A 19,956-nucleotide genomic window follows, 5' to 3' on the forward strand; every position below is an offset into this window, starting at 1 on the left:
AAGTTTCTTATTTCTGGCGTGTAAAAATAGACTTCAACGGGCAGTCCCGAAGCGCGAAAGGGGTCAGGGATTTGCTCCCCCCTACCCCTGGCTGCAGCTGCATCTGTCGAGGTGGAGGTCGTCATTCCGGCTGCGCCGGCGGCGAATACGGTTCGCACTGCGTGGGCCGGCGTATCTCAGACGTTCAATGAACACCAGTTGTTATACCGGCGATCAGGATCCTGTCGCGGTAGCGGAGCCTCCATCGGCCTGCAGTACGCTTTCTGGTAGCCGTTCATCTAATGGCTGGTTCTCGAACACCTTCATCCCAAACTGACCGATCCAGGTGCTGACTGAGTTGATGTTCCCTGCGATGAAGTCGGTCACCTCGGCGATCAATCCTTTAACGACGACATCCGTACTCTGACGCCAGTAATTCTCAATCGCGACCAGCAACGGATCGGAACCATTACTGACAGATTGTTCACCTACGCTATACGTTTTTTTCTTCGCGCTATCGGTGATACATCGCAGCTGGCTGGTCTGGACGGCCCCAGCCTCTGCAGCGATGACCTGCATCGTCAACGTAGCCACTTTGTTCCCGTCTGCATCAGCGCTGGATGCATAGAACATGGAAAGCGTCAGATCCGTGCGTTGATACATCATTGCTTACCTCCACGACGATGACGTGAACGGCGACCACCGGGAACCATTGTCTGTTGTTCCTGCACCAGCTCCCCCTCTAAAGGCTCCTGATCCAGTGCAGGTGATGAAACAGGGGCCGGAGCAATATCATGTGCAATCGTCAGTTTCAGCAGTGGGCGGCCGCCCTGGACATGCTCAAAATGGATGCCATGTACGGCTTCATTCATTCGTGACTGACCATCCGTCTCCAGAACGGTCAAAACGCCATCAACGTATTCAATTTTGAAACTCTTCATCGGGTTCTCTCTGTTGCTGTTTTCTTGCTGTGGCAGGTCCAGCACAATGACTCCAGATTAAAGTCATCATCGGTACCGCCATGAGCTTTAGGAATGATGTGGTCGACACTTGAGGCTTTCGTGGCAATACCGTCTCGCCTGCAGTTCTGACAAAGGTATTTATCCCTCTTCATGATACGGGCCCGTTTAATTTCCCACGGTCGACCATAACCACGTTCCTGCCGAGTTTTTCCGGGCTGATAGTTACGCCAGCCATCACCAGCGTGTTGCTGCCGGTGGATCTCACAGTATCCTCCGACATCATTGGTCACAGCCGTGCATCCTCTGTGCCGGCAAGGTCGTTTAGCTCGTGGCGGCATAAACATCCTCGAGCATGAGTTGAGGGAGAAGAGTTAAAGCGGTACTGTCGATGGGAAACTCTGAAACGGGCAGCGATGAGCATGACAATCCGTCACACTCAATCGCCACCAGCTTCTCGTCTACGTATGCAATTTTTAAGTTCTTCATCGCGTTACCTTTTGCGAATAAAAAAGCCCCGCAGATGCGAGGCTATACAGTCGATATCCCCACAAAGGGATAAACACCATCTTATCCCTTGCTGGGGATAGACGTTCTTACTGATTCGTAAATCCGCTCACAGGTCATTCCTGCTGTGTAGCGTTCGTCAGCGATTGCAGCATACCGTCGAGCTTCTTCTGCAAGGTTTCCAAGCATGTCGGCGAGCACTCCGGCGGTGGCGCCGGTTGTTTTGCTTCTGACGGTAGCGGCGAGACTTGCGGTGTGGCTTGCGGCGTCCAGGCGGGTGGCAAGTTTTTTTGCCTGCTGCCGCAGCTGGCTAACAGTATCAGAGAGATTAGCGGCAGCAGTACGCGCTGCAGCTGTTTGCGCTTGAGCATTTTTTACGGCCTCATCGCGGGCGATTAAACGCCCCTGTTCAATCATCCGGGCGGCGGTTTGCGCGTTAACCTCCTGGGACGATTCGGCGCTATCACGTTCTGCCCACCGCTTTTCCCATGCCCGATCGCTCCAGGCTAAACCAGCAACAAAGGCACCAGCAATAATCATTACGGCGATAGCTGGCTTTAAGTAGGCTGCACTCACTGATCAATCCCCCAGCAAGTCAGCGCACTTTCCTGATCACGGCGTGTTACCTGCCCGTAGCAGTTATTAGAGCGCACCCGGCAATCCTTCCCTCCGTCTTTAATCCACCAGCGAATCGCTTCACATGCGCCTTTACGATCACCGGCGTTAATCCGCTGATAGAACGTAGACGGGAAGCATTTACCGGGCCCGATGTTGTATGGACAGAACGAGGCAATGCCTACTTTTTGTGGTGGGGTCAAAGGGACATGGATATTCCGATCCACCCATGCCAGCGCTTTGTCGCGCTCTATCGCGTTTACCTGATCACATTTGGCCTGGGTCAGTTTCATACCCTGAGTGACGGGTTTACCATCTATACGGGTGGCCCCGCGGCAAATTGTCCAGATCCCCTGACTGCCATCGCGATACGCTGTAAGGCTGTTTCCTTCTTTCTCATCAAGGAACTGATCCATCAATGTTGGAGCCGACGCACCAGCAGCAATGAGGGCCAGCATGGTGACGCTGAGCTTATTCCTCAACTTTGACGCCATAGCCATTCAATCTGTCCTCCCTTTCCTTTCGTCGGTAATACCAGTTGACCCCGCAGGTAATGACAGTGCATGCAATACCGACAATGATCGCCCAGTCACTCAGGGTCAGCCCCGCTATTTTGTCGGCCAAAATCCATACCTCTGTTTTGACTGCCCCGGCATATGCCTTAGTGGAAACACCGCAGCCCGTCAGTGCGGTCCCGGTGCCGTATGAAAGTCTGCTATATATGGTGCTCATTCTGGTCATAACCTCACCTCCGTTGATTACGGATGGCGCTTTGTGCGTGAAGGGGTCAGGCTCATCGGGCTGATTTAACAACGAGCCGTATCGATGATGGTTCCCGTGAGCCTGAAATAAGAAAGGCCACGCAAAGCGCAGCCTTCAAATGATGTTTACCTTTTCTTTCTGAAGCGCCCTATTGATGGCGTAAAAAAGCCCGCCTGAAGGCGGGCAGAAAGTAGGCATTCTAGGTAGTAACGAAACGAAGGCACTCCTAATAGTCCGAGCTACCGATTTACCAGGAAGCATTCACTTTTGCCGTTACGTTCTATAAACATAGAAGGGCAACCGCAAAAGTAAACCTGCCATAAATCTTAAATATGTTTAGTGGAAGTGTGGTGCCGGGTGCCTCCCGGTGAGCATTTGGTCAGCCACCATGACTCGCGCATACGGTTTAGCAGATAATAACAATGCTGTTTACGCCCCTCCGCATAGGGGGATTCACCACGCCGACAATCTATGATGCTATCACTCTTATCGTCAATAGCAGGCATTCTGTCAAAGGCATCATTTCTATGCCTTTTGCACAAAGTCACGTTTTTCTTGTAAATGACCAGCACCTGCAGACCTCCAACGCCTCGAGGATAACCAGCAGCACATCCATGAGCATGCCAGCCAGTGCCATGCTACAACCAGCACAACGGCAAACAGCGCCCAGAAACTTATTCGACCGGCCCGGCGCAGATACCCAGAGGAAGGCGTCATACTCGCCTGTGGTGAATTTCGCCAGCGAGCGCGCACCGCCTTTGGCGTTGCTCTCGACTTTGGCATAATCCTTTTCCAGCCCCTACAGATATTGACAGGATGCATAGGATCCACTGATCGGCTCACGCCTGTTAAGGCTCTGAGGATGATATGCACCGGCACAGGTGCATAGATGAAAAAGCCCGCGAATGTGAGCCATACAGGTTACCGAATTGAATAAGTCAATAGTGAACTTTCATGAACATCTAACGTCTTACCGATAAATTCTGCCAAATCAAGGTAATCACATGAACAAATTTCTTCCGGTTCTTGTCATGATTTGCATCTCCGGGTGTGATGATGCTAGATCTTCTCCCCCACCAATTCCTGACGAGCCGCATGCTAAATACGAAAATCAAGCAGGAACATGGCAACTTATCGAAAAAAAGAAAAATGCCAAAGGAGATGTGACCGAGGTTCTGTTGTTTAATACGGCTGATGGTGAGCTATGCAAAATAGCCACTATCGACGACGACGATAGGCCATCCAATTCCGCTCCCGTCCGCTGTTACTCCGCAAATGACTATGAGACAGACCGAGCACCTCCTGATGGTAATTCCGATATACACAATGACAAAGGTTAGTCAGTTCACACAAATTGGTCATAGCCCACCAGGGCCCCGGCGGTGCTCTTTAACGCGCCGTCGGTGCTGCCACCACTGAGTGGCATCTTCCAATCTGGTTCAGGACTCTGCGCGGAATGGCATTGACGTGTCGCGCAGCACAGCTCTACCTAATAGCCCTGACGGGATTGCAGTTACGTAAAAGGCCCGCGAATGCGAGCCTTTTGAGAATTATGCTTACTTCAACTCATTAATAACGAAATCATTTACGCCTGAACCAAAGGTCAATTAAAAACGTTGCGAGAACTACAAGCAATAGCCAGATTACGCCCTCTGCCAACTCAATGAGATCCACTACTCCACCTTCTTATTCTCTGTTCCTCAGGGTGGATTAAGAACCCAATCAATAAAAATGTAAAGGTTTTGCAACTATTGAAGGGGCACAGGAAAAGAAAACCCCGCAGGAGCTGGGTCTCGATACATTTAGTCACATCCCCTTTCCGGCGCTTATCCCCGGAATACGCATATAACGCGGTGTTAGCTCTTTAACGAGGCAAGGAGTGATAACAATAATCGTTATCAACTAAGGAGATAAGTTCACAGTATAACCATACTGAAAATCAATCTGTGGAAGCTCGCCACAAATTCGAGCAGATTATGAACAAAAAAACCACTTAGAGAAGCTGGAGGAAAGTCGGCTACCAAGGCAGTAACGAAAGGAAGGTGTACCTAATAGTCCGAGCTACCGATTTACCAGGAAAGCCTTCGTTTTTACCGTTACGTTCGTTAATCATCGACTGACAGACATAAAGAGCTAAGGTTTTGTCATTACAGTCACTATGTTAAGGCATCAGTGTGGTGCCGGGTGCCTCCCGGTGAGCATGCCCCAGTCGGCATGGCCCGCGCTGCATTTACAGGTTTCTGTAACTGACTGGTCGCCCCTCCGCACAGGGGGATTCACCACATCAATAATTTAGGATGCAAACATTCAAAGTGTCAATATCTGACCATACCGCCAGCGCCTCTGCCATAATATAAGCCAGCAACAGCCCACTTAAATTGTATGCATTCTAATACTTGAAGCTATTGCAAAGCCCTGACTCAATGCAGCACCCACTGATATCAGGTAAATACGAGGTAAGTAAAATGCTGTCTACTGATAACCAAAGAATTTCAGAGATTTTTGAACGTTTGGCAGAAATAGCAGCTAAAACTTCCGAATTAACAAGTAATCCCAATCTATCCCCTGCTCAAAAGCAGGCAGCGTGTGACAGTTACTTTCGCGAACATGATCAGTTAACAACCGAAGCCCTGAAGATCTTCAAAATATTACTAAAAATCCCCGGTGAACGCTGAAGCCTGTGAGATTACGTATGCAACACGACGATATGACAGGGGTATTGATGCAGCGCATCTCGCGAATACCCCTGTCGTATCGCCGGAAAGCAAAAACCCCGCACGGGCGGGGTCTTCGTTATATTCAGATTGTCGCTTTTTGTCGCTGCCGAGTGGCGCAGCTCTGCCAAGCATGAAGGGATTATCTAACTTTCTGGCCCGTTTTCAATACCAAACAGGAAACATAGCACTTTTTGCTAATCCGCATGAATCGCCTTATGAACGGAAAGGAAAGCTTTTGCTCTGAATATTTCAAGGCACCAGCGCACTCTTTTCCGGGCCTCACTGTCTGTTAACCATGGCGCCACCAGCTGTATTTCCCGTGTTATGTCTGAGATTTTTTTGCGGGTGGTGTAATAGTTAACGCCAACGAGATAAACCGGATCACCCGTTTCAAATATCGCCAGTACACATCGTTCAACAAATTCAACATCATCCTCAGTGATCGCAGCGTCAATGGCGACCGTTGCAGGCTTCGGCCACAAAATGGCATGCGCCCTGCTTAATGCCTGTCGCCCGCGATACCCTTCACTTCTTGCCTGCTCGATTGCTGCCGTAAAGCGTTCTAATGCTTTATCTGACCAGTGATCACCCTTCATTCCTCGCCAGCATGAATGTCCTGATGGTTTACGCGGGGCAGCACCTCCTCTCATCCCTTCCCCCCAAACAGTAAGCAGAGATTTTATCCAGGCGGACTGAATGCCACTAAGGGGAGTGAATCGGCCCAGCCAGCTTTTGCGCGGGGCGGCGGCCACTGTTTCTAATCCTGCACGGTGCAGACGGCGTTGACGTGGTGTCATTCTGTTCTTCTCCTTACTACGCCAGAACGCCGAGCGCGTATGCCCGGTCCAGCAATTTAATAATCAATACCGGCTGGGTGCCGTATTCACGCTCAAAAGCGGCAGGGTCATGGTGCAAAGCGCGGTGGTGCTTGCGGCATAATGGGATCGTAAAAACATCGTGGGCCTTGGTGCCTACGCCGCCCTGCCCCCAGCCAATAAGATGGTGTGCATCATCTGCAGGCTGCCCGCAGCACATACACGGCTGTTTTTTCACCCATGAGATAAAGTCAGCTGATAACCATCGGCTCCGCTTAGGTCTCGCGAATAGTGTCGCCGGTGCAACAGGATCGACGTTCACAGGAACCAAAGGTTTGCCCGGCGTTGTTATTGCCGTTGGCCTGATTGCTTTTTCGAGACGGGGAGAAAGAATGCTGGTGGCCGGTACCGACGGAACAATCTCACTCTCCCTGTAAACCGATTTAATGCCATCGTCTTTAATACGCAGGGATCGGCGCGCCATTTCTTCTGTAATTTCATCGCCAATCCCGGCGCCTACCGCCCACCAGCATAGCTCCGCCAGTGACAGTAATCGCTGAGCATCCAGCCCAAGCGCGATGCGGGCAGTGTCGATTATCCAGTCAGCGTTATTAATGCCTGCCAGTTGATCGAGGGTTTGTTCTGTTTGGTTTTTCAGCTCATTATCACAGTGCCAGCATGCGATTATTACACCCGTCGAATGGCGAAACGGGACGAGCTCATGGTGATGGTAATCGGAATGTGTCCACTGACATTTTTTAACCTGCCTACGCAACCATGACTCGAGGGCACTAACACCACCAGCCGCAGTGATAACTGCCTTCTTCATGAAAAATGGTCTGAGCCCCATATCATCCCGCAACGGCTGCCGGGCATCAGGAAGACGCCCGCTGGGTATCTTTTTCATGCTTGCCGGCGGCATTTCAACAAGAACCCGGCCGGCACCGAATAACGGCATTAATTCACTACCCGGCTTAAGCAGCACAATTCCAAGATGGCGTGCAATATCCACGTTAAGCAAAGCTCGCATCAGTCCCTCCACATCTTCTGTATGTAGGTCCTGTCAATCCGTGGCGGCTTCTTCGATTCCGGCAACAGCACGCGGATCTCCCACGATGCAAAGTCTCTGGATAAGCTCTTCTCAACCACACAGTTATTTTTACGGTATCGCTCCACCAGCTCTGTAGCCTCAGCCTCTGAAAGTTGCTCGTGTAAAAACCAACTTTTCTTCATGGCTGATCACCAAACAGTCGCAAAAACTCAATCGCTCTTTCACGCGCGCCGGGTTCTTCAGCGATCATCTCCTGCAACAGCTGCACGGCGAGCATAGGCTCCTTTCGCCCGACGATGGAAATTCCTCTGGAGACACGGCAAGAGAGTTTTATAAAATTTTTTCTCTCTAACGCACGTAGATGCAACAGAACAGCATTAGACGAGCTAACGCCGAGCATATCGGCCAGCTCAGATAGCGTAGGTGGGTAGCCATGCTGATTGATGTAGGCCACCAGCAGATCGAAAACTTCCTGCTGGCGAAAAGTTAGTTTTGAAGACGAAAGCAAACCGGCGCTCGATGAAGGAGCACCAGTCTGATGGGATTTTGATACTTCGGGGGTTTGCGTCATGGTTTCTCTCCGCGACGCAGCAGGTATAGGTTGTTCAGGCCTATGACGGGATTGTAACAGAACCAGGGGGAACCTGGTAACCAACTCCAGACTTAGCCTTTTCAATCATCTGTGAAAAAAGAGAGAGAGTCCCCACGATCTCATCCGGCTGCAAAGGCATAAACGAAACAGTGTCGCCGCGCCGGTACATCAGAGCGCGCTCACACACAGGAAAGGATGTCAGACGAGCAACTATCACCCCATCGTTGCATCTGATAATTGCATAGCCGGTGTTCGGCATTTCTTGTTTTTTACTCACAGCAAAATCCTCAAAATAAACCAGGCAAGCCACTGGACATCAACTTAACAAAACCAGTCATCAGCGCTTTCCCAGGTGTCCTGCAGGATTTCCTCTACACGTTTTTTATCTCCGTCCATTCCACCAAGCACGGTCAACCCATCAGAGCTGGCCCGACGAATCACAAGACTGCAGTTATTAAAGTTTTGATCCAATCGCCGCAGTAGCTCCTTCTCCAGAGCAGGCACAGCACCATCCGGCAATTTTTTTTGGCGATCAATTATGATTTCCACTTTCATAACTAGCTCCTCATGCAAATACTGTATAAATAAACAGTATACTTGTTAGGTGAAATGTTCAAGCGTTTAATGCCACTTTTCGCTAACCCATGCTCATGTTTAGATTGATCTTTTCTCCACAAAGGACGAAATCCGCTATCACAGGGATACAGTCATTTTTGTGGTGATCAACACCGTTGATAAGAAACGTTGCTACCTCTGGCGTACACTCGAATTTATTAAGATGGTCAGTACACAAGTGGCAACACCCGGTCACATGCTTCTGTAATGTTGGTTTAATTGACGAACGTCTTGAAATGGAATGTGCAGGAGACTTCTGCACTGATGATGCAATGCCCTGGGATGAAACCCGCTCACCTGGTAGTCATGCTGGACCTGTCGAGTCGCTTACCTCGCTTTTAAAGTGGCTGAAACTAAATTCCTGAGCGTCCGCACTTGGCACAATGCGATCCCCCTAAACTCAGCTCGCTGAACATCAAACTCCTGGCATTCATATACCACTAAAATAGTAATGATAATCATTTACATCAACGTGATATATTGAGTATGCTCATAACAAGACATATTTCTCATAGCAGAAGGTAATACTCAGTACGTGAGGAATAATCTGTGGCTGCATTGAGATGCAGCATCAATACAGTTTATGGAGATAAGATGAGAACAATTTCAGTCCGTTCAGTGCTGTTGGCCTCCACTATTACAATATCAACCGTCGTAACGGCATACGCCGATAGTCAATGGGCAGCAGCCACCACGACCTTTCCAGGTAGTATTCGTGCCGGATCTCGGGAAGTTCCTGTTAAGCCCGGAGATCACACGGTGATCACGATTAAGAACCTGCCAACAGGTGCGACTGTCACCATGCTGAATGGTGCTGAAGTCCTTACGCCGAAGCCATTGGCTGCCGATGAGAAGGGAAATCTCACTATTCCACTAAATGTTCCGGCCGACGCTGCTACAGGCCTTCATCCACTCACTGTTATCACGCAAAATCCCGCGAGCGTTTCGCAGGTTATGTTGAAATTATCCAAGGTTGTTCCCCCGAAAAACACTGAGGCTTTCAGGCTGCAAACAATTCCCGTCGGTGAGCGGGCTTACCAGTCGGCAGTGTCGGCCGATGGGAAGCTCTTCGTGACTTCTGCACGCGGCCCGAAGGATGGTAGCCGGCTGATGAGACTGAACGCAGGAACGCTGGCTGTCGAAGCGGAGGCGACGCTGCCTAAAGACAAAAAGGGAGAGCAGATTGGAGTATTCGGAGTCGGTGTTGATAATGCCCATAACCATGTATGGACGACGAACACGCTTGCCGAGACGGTGACCGTCTATGACGCAAAGACCCTTTCTGTGGTGAAAGTCTTTCCCGAAGGGTCTGTTGTACATCCACGCGATGTGATTATTGATGAAGCCCACAATCGTGCCTATGTCAGTGCAGCGCTGACCGGATTTATCGAGGTATATGACACAAAATCACTTGAACACATCGGTCAACTTGAGTTCGTAGTGGAACATGGCAAAAACATGTTTAACAATACCGATCTTGCCCTTGACAGTGCAGGAGGGAAACTTTTCGGCGTCAGCCGTGATACGCCATGGGTAGGTTGGATTGATCTCAAAACGGGTAAGAGCACGACGGTGAAAGTGCCTGAGGCGCAGGGGGCAACAGACATCACTCGCGATCCGGCGACTGGCCGTCTTTACGTTGCTTCCCAGGAAACGAACAATGTCGTGGTTCTTGATGCGGACGGTAAGGTTCTCGCAGATACTTATATTGGTGCCGGAGGCGTATCTGTCGTCTGGGATCCAGTGACGTCTCAGGTTTTCGCCGCCACGCGTGCAGGTGGAACCGTTGCTGTTCTGAACAAGGACGGTAAACTGGTCGCTAATATTCCGATGGATGAAACACCAAACCACCTGACTGCCGCGCCTGATGGCGCCGTTTATGTGGTGTCGATGTATGGCGCTGTCGGGGACAAAACTCAAACAGGTTCAGTGACGAAAATCACCCAAAAAAAATAGCGACTTCTTTATTCGCGGGCAGACCGGCCTGACATTATTATTTACCCCCTTCCGCCCGTGGAGCGGGAGGGGGTATCCGGCATACCTGCCCAGTATTCACGTATTCATCCTCGATGCTGATTGATGTCCATTGCGATCCCCAAATGCAACCCGAATCTTTCCGCACGCAAGTCTCTAAGAGGCTGCTTTGAGCGAGAAGCGGAAGCGAGAATATGTCATGATTACCCGGATGCAGGACGAGCATCGGCCTCTGATAATCAATGGAGAGCAGGTCAGGATGACCAGTTCCCTTCTTATTTGTATATTACGGGCAGGCGACCATACGTATTTACTTAATACTCGTTCACTTTAAGGCTTCGTCTCTGCCGTGATACCAGGTTTCAAAAGCATCAGGGGTCATCGGTTTGGCAAAAAAATAGCCCTGAACTTCATCGCAGCCCAGCCTTCTTAAAATATCAACGGTCCTGGCGTCCTCGACTCCTTCGGCCAGAACGATATAGTCGAGCTGCTTGAGGAGTGTGATAACGTTGCGAACAATGATGCGGCTGGCATTGTCGCCAGCAACCTTACTCACAATAGAGCGGTCAAGCTTGATGATGTCCATCGGGATTTGTCGCAGGTAATTAATGTTGCTGTATCCGGAACCAAAATCATCCAGAGATATTTTAAATCCGCGTTGTTTGAGCATGTCCAGGCCGATAAGTGCAGCGGGGCTTTCCAGCATCTTCTCGGTTTCCAGACACTCCACCCCCAGCAGGGCGGGATCCAGACGCGCGTCCAGCATTTTCTGTTCCAGCTCATCGCAGAAATCTGGTCTTGAAAAATCACTGGCAGCCAGATTAATCGACACAGGTAAAGAAACTCCACGGCTTTGCCAGGCACTCAGTTGCACAATCGTGTGATCGATAACCCATGCTGTGAGTTCACGCATCAGGCTGGTCTTTTCGACCAGAGGAATAAACACACCCGGCAACACTTCGCCGTTTTTAGGATGTTGCCATCTAAGCAAAGCTTCGGCTCCCGTCACACGCCCTGTCACCAGTGAGATTTTCGGCTGATAAACCAGATATAAGCCCTGGTTTTCTTGTAGCGCTTGCCTAACTTCAGTAAGAAGGCTGAAATCAGTCTTCTTACGGCTATCCAGTGCGTCATCATAAACTGTAAACCGGCGCCCCTGACTTATCCCTTCATGCAATGCGCTGACTGCACGGCGCAGTATTTCATTCGATGTCAGAGATTTATCGCAAAGCCCGGAGTCACCCATGTGAATATCCAGATCAAGGGGAACTTCAGGGGTAAACCTGGCCTGGATCCCCTGAAGGCTTTGAGAGATATCTTCTAATGTCCGAATTTTTTCCTTATGGGTAAAAAAGGCAAATCGTCCAACTGCCACGGCGTAGAGCGGCCCTTCTAAAGGCAGGCGGATCTGCAGCTCTGCGACCATATTACGAAGTAGATTTTCTACGGCTGTCATACCGAGGGAGCGAGCCATTTCGTAGGCTAATGGCATATCAATACAATCAATAATGACGAGCCTGAATGCGCCTTCAGTTGAAACCTCTATATCCTTCAGCAGTCGCTGCCGGTTTGGTAATAGCGTGACTATATCGAGGTAGCCGACGGAGTGCCACGAGGCCAGAAAATCCGATATAAGTCCTGCAATCTTTTCAAAAAGATCGAGCTGCTCGTCTGAAAGTTCCCTGGGCTGAGTATCGAGGATACACAAGGTACCTATGGGTACTCCATCCTGGGTTTTAAGTGGGCAGCCTGCATAAAAGCGAATGAATGGAGCCTCTTTCACCGCGTGATAGTCACGAAAGGTAGGGTGCTGATGAGTGTCATGACAAATGAATGTCTTACTCTGTTCCTGGGTCTGTACGCAAAATGCCTCGCTCAGGCTGATTTCCGTGACGGCAACATTTTGGGCTGATTTGATGTATTGCTTTTCTTCATCGAGAACAGAAACAAAGCCCATCGGCATGTTCAGCAATTGGCATATTAGATGAGTATATTTTTTTAACGCATCATCCCGGCCCTTGTCAGGATTTTTCAACAAGTCGATTGCCGCAAGTCTTTTACTTTCATCTCTGCTGAGATCGGTCAACATGGCAAGACATCCTCCGGCGCAATAGGCTTCTGGTTATTCCACACTCAAAGGTAGCATGCATCATTCTTCCAATGGCATATGGTAATACATACGCTGTGACCTGCATAAACTTTCACATTAAAATGTTTCCAGTTGATTGTCTCCCGGAAATGTCGCCCCCGGCTGCCCAGTAATCCATTTGCTGGTTGTGTTTGTGTCAGTAATGTCCGCTCCTGGCACTCAGCGGACATCTCAGCTTTGCCTCATCCCGGAATATTTGAACTTAGCTTTAACATCCCGTACCAGATGCTGTTGATTCCATTTTAGGCATAATCAGCACCTCGTCGCATTGCGCAGGCAGCGGTTACGCATTTTGGCAAGCAACCAGAGTTCGTTTGCTGTTGTAGTCATCCCAAGCATCGATGTGTAAACAGTCGCAGCCCGGCGCCACAGCTTTTTGTCTTCCAGCGTCTTCGCCAGGGACAGTGCGTTTTGGACTTTTTTCACATCCTCTTCAGATAATGGTGTTGCAGTCTGCGGCAGGGCAACATCGGGAACCTCAACGCCTGCAACAACCCGGTAGACATACTGGCAACCGTTATGGGTTCGATGGAGTTTTCCCGCGGCATGGAGTTGCCGCAGCAAGTTACCTGCTGTACTGGCTTGCAAGTCGAGCGCATCGCAGACATCCTGCAGGACGCATTCTGGCGTCCGGCTAACGATGGCAAGCACCATCTGTGCTTTGGTTACTTTGGTTTTTGATTGTTTGGCCATGGTCAAAACTCGTTTACTTGGTTAAACCTGCCGCCTTGCGGCGTTTGTACTCTTCCATCAGAATCTGTGCTGGCGTCGGTCCCGCTGGATGTCTCGGTGCTGCCAACTGCTGACGAATTGGCGGAATCGAAAACCCGTTAGCCAGGTGTTTGGTCCATTTCGTAAGTAAGTTTTCTGCCAGTTTTTTCAGCTCTCCCTCCGTCAGGTTCCTCTCAACTCCGGTTCTGCGCATCTCAATGCAAATGTGATAGAGAACATCCTGTTTCCATGGGTATTTGTCGCTGCCCGAGTATCGGTAAGACTCATTCCTCCAGCGCTTGTATTCCGCCATTACAGATTCGGATGTCAGATTGAACGGGTTAGCACCGCTGGCAGATACCAGAGCAACGAATTCAGCCAGATCCGGTGGCCATGTGTTACCCGCGGCGCAGCGCTCCATGCACTGACTGCAGACCAGAGTAATCTGGGCTTCACTCATCGATCCAATCTGGGCAATCCACATATCCGAGGGCGCCGCCCCGTTCTTCTGGGTCCACCGGTTCGAAAATATTTCCCCCATGACTGTCCAAAGCCGCCATGCCGTATCCGCCGCCAGCAAGTCCGTTTTGCTTTTCACAGCGTTCTCTGGCTGCCTGAATTTCCTGAACTGCCCGGGATGCGGTGTTAACTGGTTGAATTCCTGCATGGTCTTTTCCTCCGGTTGCTGGTTGTGGTTTAGATTTGGCTCTGGCACTTATCACGCTGCGGGCAAATTTCTGCTCCCACTGAATCTGAGTGAACACTTTCCCCTCGGATTTCCAGTACGCGGTGAACTCTGCCAACTCTGTCGGCAGGTATGCCGGTTCGGGAAGCGCTATACCCCAGGTAGCAGCCAGTCGCGGCCAGTCTTGTGACGGCAGCCAAAGGTCGTGCATGGTGAATTTTCCGATCGGAATATCCACTCCAGGCAGATACTTAGGTTGCTGGGGAAAATTTCTCTCCTGCGCATAGAGAGTGGGGTTTGATCCTTTTCCCTTCCCTTCCCTTCCTTTTCCGTCAGTGAGCCCTCCTTGAGGATTCACTGAGTCCTCATTGAGTCCTCCTTGATTAGTCACTCTCTTTTCTTCCTCTCCTGCCCTATCCTCAGTGAGTTCTGGCGGAAGAGGTATTTTTGAAGCTGAAGGCCTGTTTATTTTTTGATGCTTAAGGAAACCTTTAATCTGCAAATACCAGACATCATTCACTGAATACTCAGTGAGTAATCCATGAGTAATCAGTTCCTGTATTAGTGGTTCGCAATCGAGCGCGTCCGCAGGGAAGATTTGCATCTTCAACCGTTTTGGCGAACGCTCAAGGCATCCCATGTCGTTGGCGAAGTTGAACAACCCGATAAACAGGAGACGCGCTGGAATTGAACATTCCACCACCTTCTCATCTGTCCAGAATTCAGGTTTAACTGTTCTGATGCGGGCCATCTGAAACCTCTTATTAGCCAGCTGGTGCTGGTGGTCATTGTCAAAACTCGATTAGAAAAACTGCGGCGCTACGGCGCTGATGCTCGCCAGAAGTGGTCCCGCCGCATCTGCAGGAAGCATGTTAAAAAGTGCAATTGCTGCCTCCCGAACTTCACGCTCTAACTTCTGCAACGGAGCACCAAGCAATTTTGCCTGGTGCGCTTCGCTACACTCTTTGATTGCTTGAGCCACCAGCTCGCTTTCAGTCAATCCACGTTTCAATCCGTGTTTGCGCGCAATCTCAATAGGCATCGCATCAGCGATCGCTCCTGAAAGCTGCATGACGTAGCTGGTGTACTTCTCTGATCCGGATTCGTTTTTCAGGTAGCGGTACAGATTCTGTTTATTGACGTTTATTCCGCGACCGTTTTGTTTTCTCCATTGCTCATCCACCAGCTGCGCGATGTGGTCCTGTGCACGTCCAGGTAAAGTCGACTCCCATTCCTGAACGGCAGCAAAAATTGCTCTACTCTTCATCCGAGCCCGGCGTAGACCGGAAAACTGATTTTCTGAGTTCAGTTGCAGGCCCATTACCGGGTTATGTTTTTTAAAAGAGATGGTTTGCATACTTACTCCTTCGGTAATCCATCCGTTGGGTTTGGGTAGAGATCTGGTCTGAGTTCATGCGGAGTAACTTTCCACTCCAATGCCTTACTGACTTTCAGAACCAACTCGCCGGGAACTTTATGTTTGAACCAACCATTTACTGTTTGTGCTCGCCGATTAAGCCGCCGTCCGATTTCCGATTGGCTACACACGGCAAGTAATTTTTTTTGAAGTGATGGCTTCATGCGCTGCTCCACTAAGAACTGTAAATTTGAATTACAGTTTAATCAGTTTATTTCGATAGTGTCAAATCATTCGATATGAGGCCTGAAGAAAAAATCTGTATAATCTTTCTCATGTGTTTGTTTGGGTGGATGAAGATGAACTTTGGTGTTCGACTGCAACGAGTCTTAGATGAGATAGGAATGTCTCAATCAGAACTGGGGCGGAGGATCGGTGCGACATCCCAATCAGTGAATGGCTGGTGTCAGGCTGGAATCCTTCCCAGGAAAGAAATGCTTGAGCAACTTCCTGATATAACAGGAAAACCTTTGTATTGGTTTTTCATGACAGATGAAGACGAAGAGACGCTGCAGCCGCCAAGATCGGAAGATATCTATGTCCTTACCCCGGAGACCAAAAAGCTCATAGAAATTTACGATCAGCTTCCTCAAGTGGAGCAAGAACGATTCGTCGGGTTAATGCAGTTAAGGCTGGAAGAACTCGATGCTTTCATGAACGAATATTTAATGAAACGAAAGAAAGACTAGAACAGCCTTACCCGCCCCTTCATAAGCGCCGCCTTCGGGCGGTTTTTTTGTGCCTGCTCCCCACCTCACATCCAATTCTGAAATTTAAATCATCAGTTTTAATTGACAGATGTAGTTTATATCGATAATACTATCTCCGTCCTATGACGTCATCGAGGCAGGAAGCCCACGAAGTAGCTGCCGGCGGCATACGAAACACCGGATGAGATGACAGCAATATCAATCGCAGCAGGTTCAACGTTCGGCTGCCCGGCCTTAAGGGAAGGAAATGAGTATGGATAAAGCATATGAAGACTATTTTGAAAGCCTCTCTGAAGGTGAGGAGGCGCTGAGTTTCAGCGAGTTTACCGCGGCGCTTTCAGGTAAGCCGGCAGACTGCGCCTCTTCTGAAATGTAATGGAAATCCTGCGCGCTTCGTGGTGGTGAATTGCAGGGTGAAAAAGCTCAATCGTGAAGATCAGCGTCACGACACCACCGACGAAGCGCGTCGAAGTAGTGAAAATAAAAAATCAGGGTTTGCAATGCGGTGAATGCGGCTATGCGCACGCGACACAGTTAAAAAAGTAAACATGGCGGTTATTCACACATTGTGGGGAAAAAGTTGTCGGCGGTAGTTGTTAACTGGCTGCCGTCACCGGGAGGCACCCGGCGCCGCATTGCAAAACCACATCCTAATACTGAGTTAACTGGAGATAACTATGAAGGATTTTGCCCGAGTACCTACCGGGAACCAGGCGACCCGCCTGAACTGGTTCGAGGTGAGACTACGCCAGCTGTGTTACTTGCTGGCGCAGAAAGGAAACCCTGAGGCTGAGGCATGAATACCCTGTTTGCCCTTGTCATCAGCGTTTGTGCTCTCACTGGTGAATGCTCTGATGTTCTGATCGGTGTTTATCCATCAGAGGCCAGTTGCAACAGCAACGCCGATGAACAAAAAGTACAGGGCCAGTGCCTCCCCTACCGAAATGCACAAAACATGGCTGACGACCAACAGCCTGCAGTGAGTTTTTGAATCGAGTTTTGACCAATGGCCGTTACGGCCGGAGAAGTGATTATGGAATTTGGAATGAAACGCGTTCTGGCATCTGTCCAGGCCGCCGCCACTTTGAATAAGCTCTATGACGGCTCGCCCGTTTCACTGACGGCCATCAGTAAAGAGTCAAAGCTGTCTACTTCATACCTTGAGCAGATCTTCAAAAAGCTGCGGGCGGGTAACCTGGTAATTTCACAGCGTGGCCCAGGTGGTGGTTATAGCCCCCGCGGCGATGACATCACCGTTACAGAAGTGATCACTGCGGTATCTAAACTGCCAGCCCATAAAACTTTTGAGCCTATCCTGCGAGCGCTTGACGACGTTCGCGTATCACAGCTGCTGCGGGGCGATTCGCCAGCCCCATAAAGCACAAAACCCGCGCAAGGCGGGTTAAGTACCCGGTCAGCCGACCAAAGCTTTCCGGAATCGAGTTTTGACCAATGACCACCACCAGGGCGGCTGCCATCAGCTGCCGGGTATCTTACAATCCAAAGGAGCCCAAACGCAATGAACAACTACCCGTATCTCATTAAAGCGAAGGCAAAAGCAAACGAAGCGAAAAGTCTCTTCTGCTGGTTCTCTGCTAAATCCGATTCTCGCGCCGAGCGCAAAATCCTGGACATCCTGGAAGACGCTGAAATTAACGTTGGCCGCGGCGCCAGCCATCAGCTGCCGATCCGCACCAACTGGCTCATCGTTGATGACTTACCGGAAGAAGGTGTACTGGATGACACCTGGTGCGATCGCTACGAGCTTGGTGGTGAAGACGGGCTGACATGGCAAAAAATCGTTGCGCCAGCGGCTGCTGAACCACAGCCCTCCAGTAAACCAGAAAACGATATCTCTCCTGCAAATAGCGATGAAGAGGACTATTCGAACAATGAAGAAGCACTCTTCAACCTGGCGGAAATGTCATTCCGCACGCAGCTGCTTGCCCAGTATATGGCCGACGAGCGCCACGTGTATCACATTAGCATTCCTCATCGTAACCGCCTTTCAGCGATGGAAATGGATACGGATAATCACGGTGTGCAGAATCTGCTGCTGACGGCAGAAAATATTCCGGAGCTTAAAAAATATGATATGCCTGGCCTGTGGAAATTTACCAGTGCATTTAAGAGCGTATTTCCTGTGGGGAAACGCCATGAGCTCGGCAAGCAAATTCAGTTCGCCAAATTGTGGCTTGAAACGTCGCACATTGACCGCGGGATCCTTACAAAGGAATGGGCTGCTGGAAACTATATCACCTCAATAAACAAAACCGATGCCGGCGCCAATGCTGGCGGCGGTAACAAAACTGACCGCAATCCGGATTATCAGCATTCGCTGGATACTCTGGATATAGAGATCGCTCTTGCAACGATGCCTATGGATTTTGACATCTATAATTTTCCGGCATCAGTCCACCGCCGCGCGAAGGAAATAGTACAGAAGAAAGAAAGTCCATTTAAAGAATGGTCTGCAGCATTACGGAGCACACCAGGCATCCTTGATTATTCCCGTGCAGCGATTTTTGCACTGATCAGGGAAGCATCCAGTGGAATAACTCCTTTTCCAGATCGGTTGCGTGGCTACATCAACGCGAATCTGACTGAACATAAGCATGATACCCCGAGCGCTGAGACGCTTACCAAGGCGGGACATATTCCATCTGCTGCAGTCACTCTGGATGCAACAAACCAAGTAATCGCCGGAGAGGATAGCAGCGCAAAACTGGAAACACTCTCCTCCGACATTAAAGCAGTTGGTGCCGAACTGGTAAAAGAGGCTCAAAAGCAACGTCCGGACGCTAATCAGGTTCTGGCCGCCGAGCGCGGCGAATATGTTGAAGGGGTTAGCGACCCTACGGATCCGAAGTGGGTAACCGAAGACCTTACCAAGACCAGGCAGCCTGAAGTTTCAAAAATTGGGGACGGAGTATTTTCCATTGAAGGTCTTGTTGACGTTACGGGCAAGGTTAACCAAAAAGAAAAAACAGATGAAGTTGTTCATCAAACGGATTCTGTAGATATTGAATCCGGTCATCATAATAAGGAGGAAGATCAGCCAATTGATTATGTTCACGTTATGGTTGATCTGGAAACCATGGGTAAAAAACATAACGCCCCTATCGTCGCTATTGGTGCGGTTGTTTTTGACCCGGCAACCGGCTCTATTGGAGAAAGTTTCTATAAAGTCGTATGCCTTGAATCCTCCGTGAACTGGGGCGCCGTAATCGATCCATCTACTGTTATCTGGTGGCTTAAGCAGTCCTCCGAAGCACGCTCTGCGATCGTAAATGATGATGCTATCCCGTTGCAGGATGCATTACTCCAGTTCAGAGAATTTGTTTCTGATAATGTCGCTGGTGGGAGCAAAAAGGCGCAGGTATGGGGTAACGGTGCGTCATTCGACAACTCTATTCTGCGTTCTTCTTACGATTGCATTGCTGAAGATTATCCGTGGGAATACTGGAACGATCGGGACGTACGAACAATGGTAGAGCTCGGCCAGGCCATTAGCTTCGACCCCAAAACAACGATCCCGTTTGAAGGGTCTCGTCACAATGCCCTCGCTGATGCTATTCATCAGGCCCGCTATGTATCAGCGGTCTGGCAGCGAATAATTGCCGGCAATCAGGTGCTGCAAAAATTGATGCAAAACTGATTTTGTATTTTCAGATACTGGCCCAGCAATGGGCCATGAT

Annotated in this window: 26 protein-coding genes; 8 read left to right on the forward strand and 18 right to left on the reverse strand. The window is 49.8% G+C overall.

Going from position 1 to position 19,956, the window contains the following annotated elements:
- Nucleotides 1-213 precede the first annotated feature (213 nt).
- The 7 genes from SP68_RS16020 to SP68_RS16035 all read right to left on the reverse strand — a co-directional run bounded on the left by SP68_RS16020 (nucleotide 214) and on the right by SP68_RS16035 (nucleotide 2,801).
- Entirely contained in the window at nucleotides 214-645 is a 432-nt protein-coding gene (locus SP68_RS16020) for a hypothetical protein (RefSeq protein WP_023289184.1), read from the reverse strand.
- Nucleotides 642-965 carry a hypothetical protein gene (locus SP68_RS26645; RefSeq protein ID WP_023297386.1) on the reverse strand — a complete coding sequence of 108 codons (324 nt, stop codon included), beginning with the start codon at nucleotides 963-965 and terminating at the stop codon, nucleotides 642-644. Before SP68_RS26645 ends, SP68_RS16020 begins: the two co-directional genes overlap by 4 nt.
- A complete protein-coding gene (locus SP68_RS26650) occupies nucleotides 917-1,279 on the reverse strand; it encodes an HNH endonuclease (protein ID WP_032737090.1) in 363 nt (120 codons plus the stop codon). The genes SP68_RS26645 and SP68_RS26650 overlap by 49 nt, the downstream gene beginning before the upstream one ends.
- Complete coding sequence (locus tag SP68_RS28435) at nucleotides 1,263-1,427, reverse strand: hypothetical protein (protein WP_023297385.1); 165 nt, start codon at nucleotides 1,425-1,427, stop codon at nucleotides 1,263-1,265. Before SP68_RS28435 ends, SP68_RS26650 begins: the two co-directional genes overlap by 17 nt.
- A gap of 81 nt (nucleotides 1,428-1,508) precedes the next feature.
- Nucleotides 1,509-1,985 carry a DUF2514 domain-containing protein gene (locus SP68_RS16025; RefSeq protein ID WP_048330562.1) on the reverse strand — a complete coding sequence of 159 codons (477 nt, stop codon included), beginning with the start codon at nucleotides 1,983-1,985 and terminating at the stop codon, nucleotides 1,509-1,511.
- 32 nt (nucleotides 1,986-2,017) lie between these two features.
- Nucleotides 2,018-2,554 (reverse strand): lysozyme, encoded by a 537-nt coding sequence (locus SP68_RS16030; protein WP_048964999.1) that lies wholly within the window; start codon nucleotides 2,552-2,554, stop codon nucleotides 2,018-2,020.
- Entirely contained in the window at nucleotides 2,532-2,801 is a 270-nt protein-coding gene (locus SP68_RS16035) for an HP1 family phage holin (RefSeq protein ID WP_023297382.1), read from the reverse strand. The genes SP68_RS16030 and SP68_RS16035 overlap by 23 nt, the downstream gene beginning before the upstream one ends.
- 1,025 nt (nucleotides 2,802-3,826) lie before the next feature.
- Between SP68_RS16035 and SP68_RS27890 the strand changes: the two genes are divergently transcribed.
- The gene (locus SP68_RS27890) at nucleotides 3,827-4,162 is read left to right on the forward strand and encodes a hypothetical protein (RefSeq protein WP_064160814.1); all 336 of its coding nucleotides are present in this window, start codon (nucleotides 3,827-3,829) and stop codon (nucleotides 4,160-4,162) included.
- Nucleotides 4,163-5,287: 1,125 nt separating this feature from the next.
- Complete coding sequence (locus SP68_RS27895) at nucleotides 5,288-5,497, forward strand: hypothetical protein (protein ID WP_129675911.1); 210 nt, start codon at nucleotides 5,288-5,290, stop codon at nucleotides 5,495-5,497.
- A 236-nt stretch (nucleotides 5,498-5,733) separates the two neighbouring features.
- Here SP68_RS27895 and SP68_RS16045 read toward each other — a convergent pair whose 3' ends face one another.
- The 5 genes from SP68_RS16045 to SP68_RS16065 all read right to left on the reverse strand — a co-directional run bounded on the left by SP68_RS16045 (nucleotide 5,734) and on the right by SP68_RS16065 (nucleotide 8,552).
- Nucleotides 5,734-6,336 (reverse strand): hypothetical protein, encoded by a 603-nt coding sequence (locus SP68_RS16045; RefSeq protein ID WP_023297381.1) that lies wholly within the window; start codon nucleotides 6,334-6,336, stop codon nucleotides 5,734-5,736.
- A 16-nt stretch (nucleotides 6,337-6,352) separates the two neighbouring features.
- On the reverse strand, nucleotides 6,353-7,384 hold the full coding sequence (locus SP68_RS16050; protein ID WP_040975739.1) for a DUF968 domain-containing protein: 1,032 nt from the start codon (nucleotides 7,382-7,384) through the stop codon (nucleotides 6,353-6,355).
- Nucleotides 7,385-7,583: 199 nt separating this feature from the next.
- Nucleotides 7,584-7,976, reverse strand: coding sequence for a LexA family protein (locus SP68_RS16060; protein WP_040975733.1), 393 nt, complete (start codon nucleotides 7,974-7,976; stop codon nucleotides 7,584-7,586).
- A gap of 40 nt (nucleotides 7,977-8,016) precedes the next feature.
- A complete protein-coding gene (locus SP68_RS26660) occupies nucleotides 8,017-8,256 on the reverse strand; it encodes a hypothetical protein (RefSeq protein WP_071583399.1) in 240 nt (79 codons plus the stop codon).
- Between the two features lie 62 nt (nucleotides 8,257-8,318).
- Nucleotides 8,319-8,552 (reverse strand): DinI family protein, encoded by a 234-nt coding sequence (locus SP68_RS16065; RefSeq protein ID WP_040975731.1) that lies wholly within the window; start codon nucleotides 8,550-8,552, stop codon nucleotides 8,319-8,321.
- Nucleotides 8,553-9,206: 654 nt separating this feature from the next.
- Here SP68_RS16065 and SP68_RS16070 point away from each other — a divergent pair.
- On the forward strand, nucleotides 9,207-10,568 hold the full coding sequence (locus tag SP68_RS16070) for a YncE family protein (RefSeq protein WP_048333319.1): 1,362 nt from the start codon (nucleotides 9,207-9,209) through the stop codon (nucleotides 10,566-10,568).
- A 343-nt stretch (nucleotides 10,569-10,911) separates the two neighbouring features.
- Here SP68_RS16070 and SP68_RS16075 read toward each other — a convergent pair whose 3' ends face one another.
- From SP68_RS16075 to SP68_RS26670, 6 genes are all read right to left on the reverse strand, one after another.
- Nucleotides 10,912-12,675: a sensor domain-containing phosphodiesterase gene (locus tag SP68_RS16075; protein WP_040975727.1), complete on the reverse strand. Its 1,764-nt coding sequence runs from the start codon at nucleotides 12,673-12,675 to the stop codon at nucleotides 10,912-10,914.
- A gap of 312 nt (nucleotides 12,676-12,987) precedes the next feature.
- Nucleotides 12,988-13,428 (reverse strand): PerC family transcriptional regulator, encoded by a 441-nt coding sequence (locus SP68_RS16080; protein WP_021462584.1) that lies wholly within the window; start codon nucleotides 13,426-13,428, stop codon nucleotides 12,988-12,990.
- A 13-nt stretch (nucleotides 13,429-13,441) separates the two neighbouring features.
- Nucleotides 13,442-13,987 (reverse strand): replication protein P, encoded by a 546-nt coding sequence (locus SP68_RS16085; protein WP_223168508.1) that lies wholly within the window; start codon nucleotides 13,985-13,987, stop codon nucleotides 13,442-13,444.
- Complete coding sequence (locus SP68_RS28935) at nucleotides 13,899-14,882, reverse strand: DnaT-like ssDNA-binding domain-containing protein (protein WP_040975723.1); 984 nt, start codon at nucleotides 14,880-14,882, stop codon at nucleotides 13,899-13,901. Before SP68_RS28935 ends, SP68_RS16085 begins: the two co-directional genes overlap by 89 nt.
- A gap of 51 nt (nucleotides 14,883-14,933) precedes the next feature.
- Nucleotides 14,934-15,488, reverse strand: coding sequence for a toxin YdaT family protein (locus tag SP68_RS16095; protein WP_023297375.1), 555 nt, complete (start codon nucleotides 15,486-15,488; stop codon nucleotides 14,934-14,936).
- 2 nt (nucleotides 15,489-15,490) lie between these two features.
- A complete protein-coding gene (locus tag SP68_RS26670) occupies nucleotides 15,491-15,712 on the reverse strand; it encodes a transcriptional regulator (RefSeq protein ID WP_004147982.1) in 222 nt (73 codons plus the stop codon).
- A gap of 180 nt (nucleotides 15,713-15,892) precedes the next feature.
- Between SP68_RS26670 and SP68_RS27905 the strand changes: the two genes are divergently transcribed.
- The 5 genes from SP68_RS27905 to SP68_RS16115 all read left to right on the forward strand — a co-directional run bounded on the left by SP68_RS27905 (nucleotide 15,893) and on the right by SP68_RS16115 (nucleotide 19,916).
- Nucleotides 15,893-16,237, forward strand: a complete 345-nt coding sequence (locus SP68_RS27905) for a transcriptional regulator (protein ID WP_223168509.1) — start codon at nucleotides 15,893-15,895, stop codon at nucleotides 16,235-16,237.
- 274 nt (nucleotides 16,238-16,511) lie between these two features.
- A complete protein-coding gene (locus SP68_RS28985) occupies nucleotides 16,512-16,634 on the forward strand; it encodes a hypothetical protein (protein ID WP_014228882.1) in 123 nt (40 codons plus the stop codon).
- A gap of 420 nt (nucleotides 16,635-17,054) precedes the next feature.
- A complete protein-coding gene (locus tag SP68_RS16105) occupies nucleotides 17,055-17,249 on the forward strand; it encodes a DUF1482 family protein (RefSeq protein WP_016160636.1) in 195 nt (64 codons plus the stop codon).
- 42 nt (nucleotides 17,250-17,291) lie between these two features.
- Complete coding sequence (locus SP68_RS16110) at nucleotides 17,292-17,636, forward strand: Rrf2 family transcriptional regulator (protein ID WP_014228879.1); 345 nt, start codon at nucleotides 17,292-17,294, stop codon at nucleotides 17,634-17,636.
- Between the two features lie 141 nt (nucleotides 17,637-17,777).
- Entirely contained in the window at nucleotides 17,778-19,916 is a 2,139-nt protein-coding gene (locus SP68_RS16115) for a 3'-5' exonuclease (protein ID WP_016160634.1), read from the forward strand.
- The last annotated feature ends 40 nt before the right edge of the window (nucleotides 19,917-19,956 follow it).

The sequence above is a fragment of the Klebsiella variicola genome (assembly GCF_000828055.2).
Taxonomy (GTDB): domain Bacteria; phylum Pseudomonadota; class Gammaproteobacteria; order Enterobacterales; family Enterobacteriaceae; genus Klebsiella; species Klebsiella variicola.

Coding starts and splice junctions, on each gene's coding strand:
- SP68_RS16115 (WP_016160634.1), top strand. CDS start 17,778: ATGAACAACTACCCGTATCTCATTAAAGCGAAGGCAAAAGCAAACGAA.
- SP68_RS28935 (WP_040975723.1), bottom strand. CDS start 14,882: ATGGCCCGCATCAGAACAGTTAAACCTGAATTCTGGACAGATGAGAAG.
- SP68_RS16070 (WP_048333319.1), top strand. CDS start 9,207: ATGAGAACAATTTCAGTCCGTTCAGTGCTGTTGGCCTCCACTATTACA.
- SP68_RS16020 (WP_023289184.1), bottom strand. CDS start 645: ATGATGTATCAACGCACGGATCTGACGCTTTCCATGTTCTATGCATCC.
- SP68_RS16025 (WP_048330562.1), bottom strand. CDS start 1,985: ATGATTATTGCTGGTGCCTTTGTTGCTGGTTTAGCCTGGAGCGATCGG.
- SP68_RS16045 (WP_023297381.1), bottom strand. CDS start 6,336: ATGACACCACGTCAACGCCGTCTGCACCGTGCAGGATTAGAAACAGTG.
- SP68_RS16060 (WP_040975733.1), bottom strand. CDS start 7,976: ATGACGCAAACCCCCGAAGTATCAAAATCCCATCAGACTGGTGCTCCT.
- SP68_RS16105 (WP_016160636.1), top strand. CDS start 17,055: ATGAATACCCTGTTTGCCCTTGTCATCAGCGTTTGTGCTCTCACTGGT.
- SP68_RS16095 (WP_023297375.1), bottom strand. CDS start 15,488: ATGCAAACCATCTCTTTTAAAAAACATAACCCGGTAATGGGCCTGCAA.
- SP68_RS27895 (WP_129675911.1), top strand. CDS start 5,288: ATGCTGTCTACTGATAACCAAAGAATTTCAGAGATTTTTGAACGTTTG.
- SP68_RS16075 (WP_040975727.1), bottom strand. CDS start 12,675: ATGTTGACCGATCTCAGCAGAGATGAAAGTAAAAGACTTGCGGCAATC.
- SP68_RS16110 (WP_014228879.1), top strand. CDS start 17,292: ATGGAATTTGGAATGAAACGCGTTCTGGCATCTGTCCAGGCCGCCGCC.
- SP68_RS28985 (WP_014228882.1), top strand. CDS start 16,512: ATGGATAAAGCATATGAAGACTATTTTGAAAGCCTCTCTGAAGGTGAG.
- SP68_RS27905 (WP_223168509.1), top strand. CDS start 15,893: ATGTCTCAATCAGAACTGGGGCGGAGGATCGGTGCGACATCCCAATCA.
- SP68_RS16080 (WP_021462584.1), bottom strand. CDS start 13,428: ATGGCCAAACAATCAAAAACCAAAGTAACCAAAGCACAGATGGTGCTT.
- SP68_RS16050 (WP_040975739.1), bottom strand. CDS start 7,384: ATGCGAGCTTTGCTTAACGTGGATATTGCACGCCATCTTGGAATTGTG.
- SP68_RS16065 (WP_040975731.1), bottom strand. CDS start 8,552: ATGAAAGTGGAAATCATAATTGATCGCCAAAAAAAATTGCCGGATGGT.
- SP68_RS16030 (WP_048964999.1), bottom strand. CDS start 2,554: ATGGCGTCAAAGTTGAGGAATAAGCTCAGCGTCACCATGCTGGCCCTC.
- SP68_RS28435 (WP_023297385.1), bottom strand. CDS start 1,427: ATGAAGAACTTAAAAATTGCATACGTAGACGAGAAGCTGGTGGCGATT.
- SP68_RS16035 (WP_023297382.1), bottom strand. CDS start 2,801: ATGACCAGAATGAGCACCATATATAGCAGACTTTCATACGGCACCGGG.
- SP68_RS26670 (WP_004147982.1), bottom strand. CDS start 15,712: ATGAAGCCATCACTTCAAAAAAAATTACTTGCCGTGTGTAGCCAATCG.
- SP68_RS16085 (WP_223168508.1), bottom strand. CDS start 13,987: ATGGGGGAAATATTTTCGAACCGGTGGACCCAGAAGAACGGGGCGGCG.
- SP68_RS26660 (WP_071583399.1), bottom strand. CDS start 8,256: ATGCCGAACACCGGCTATGCAATTATCAGATGCAACGATGGGGTGATA.
- SP68_RS27890 (WP_064160814.1), top strand. CDS start 3,827: ATGAACAAATTTCTTCCGGTTCTTGTCATGATTTGCATCTCCGGGTGT.
- SP68_RS26650 (WP_032737090.1), bottom strand. CDS start 1,279: ATGCCGCCACGAGCTAAACGACCTTGCCGGCACAGAGGATGCACGGCT.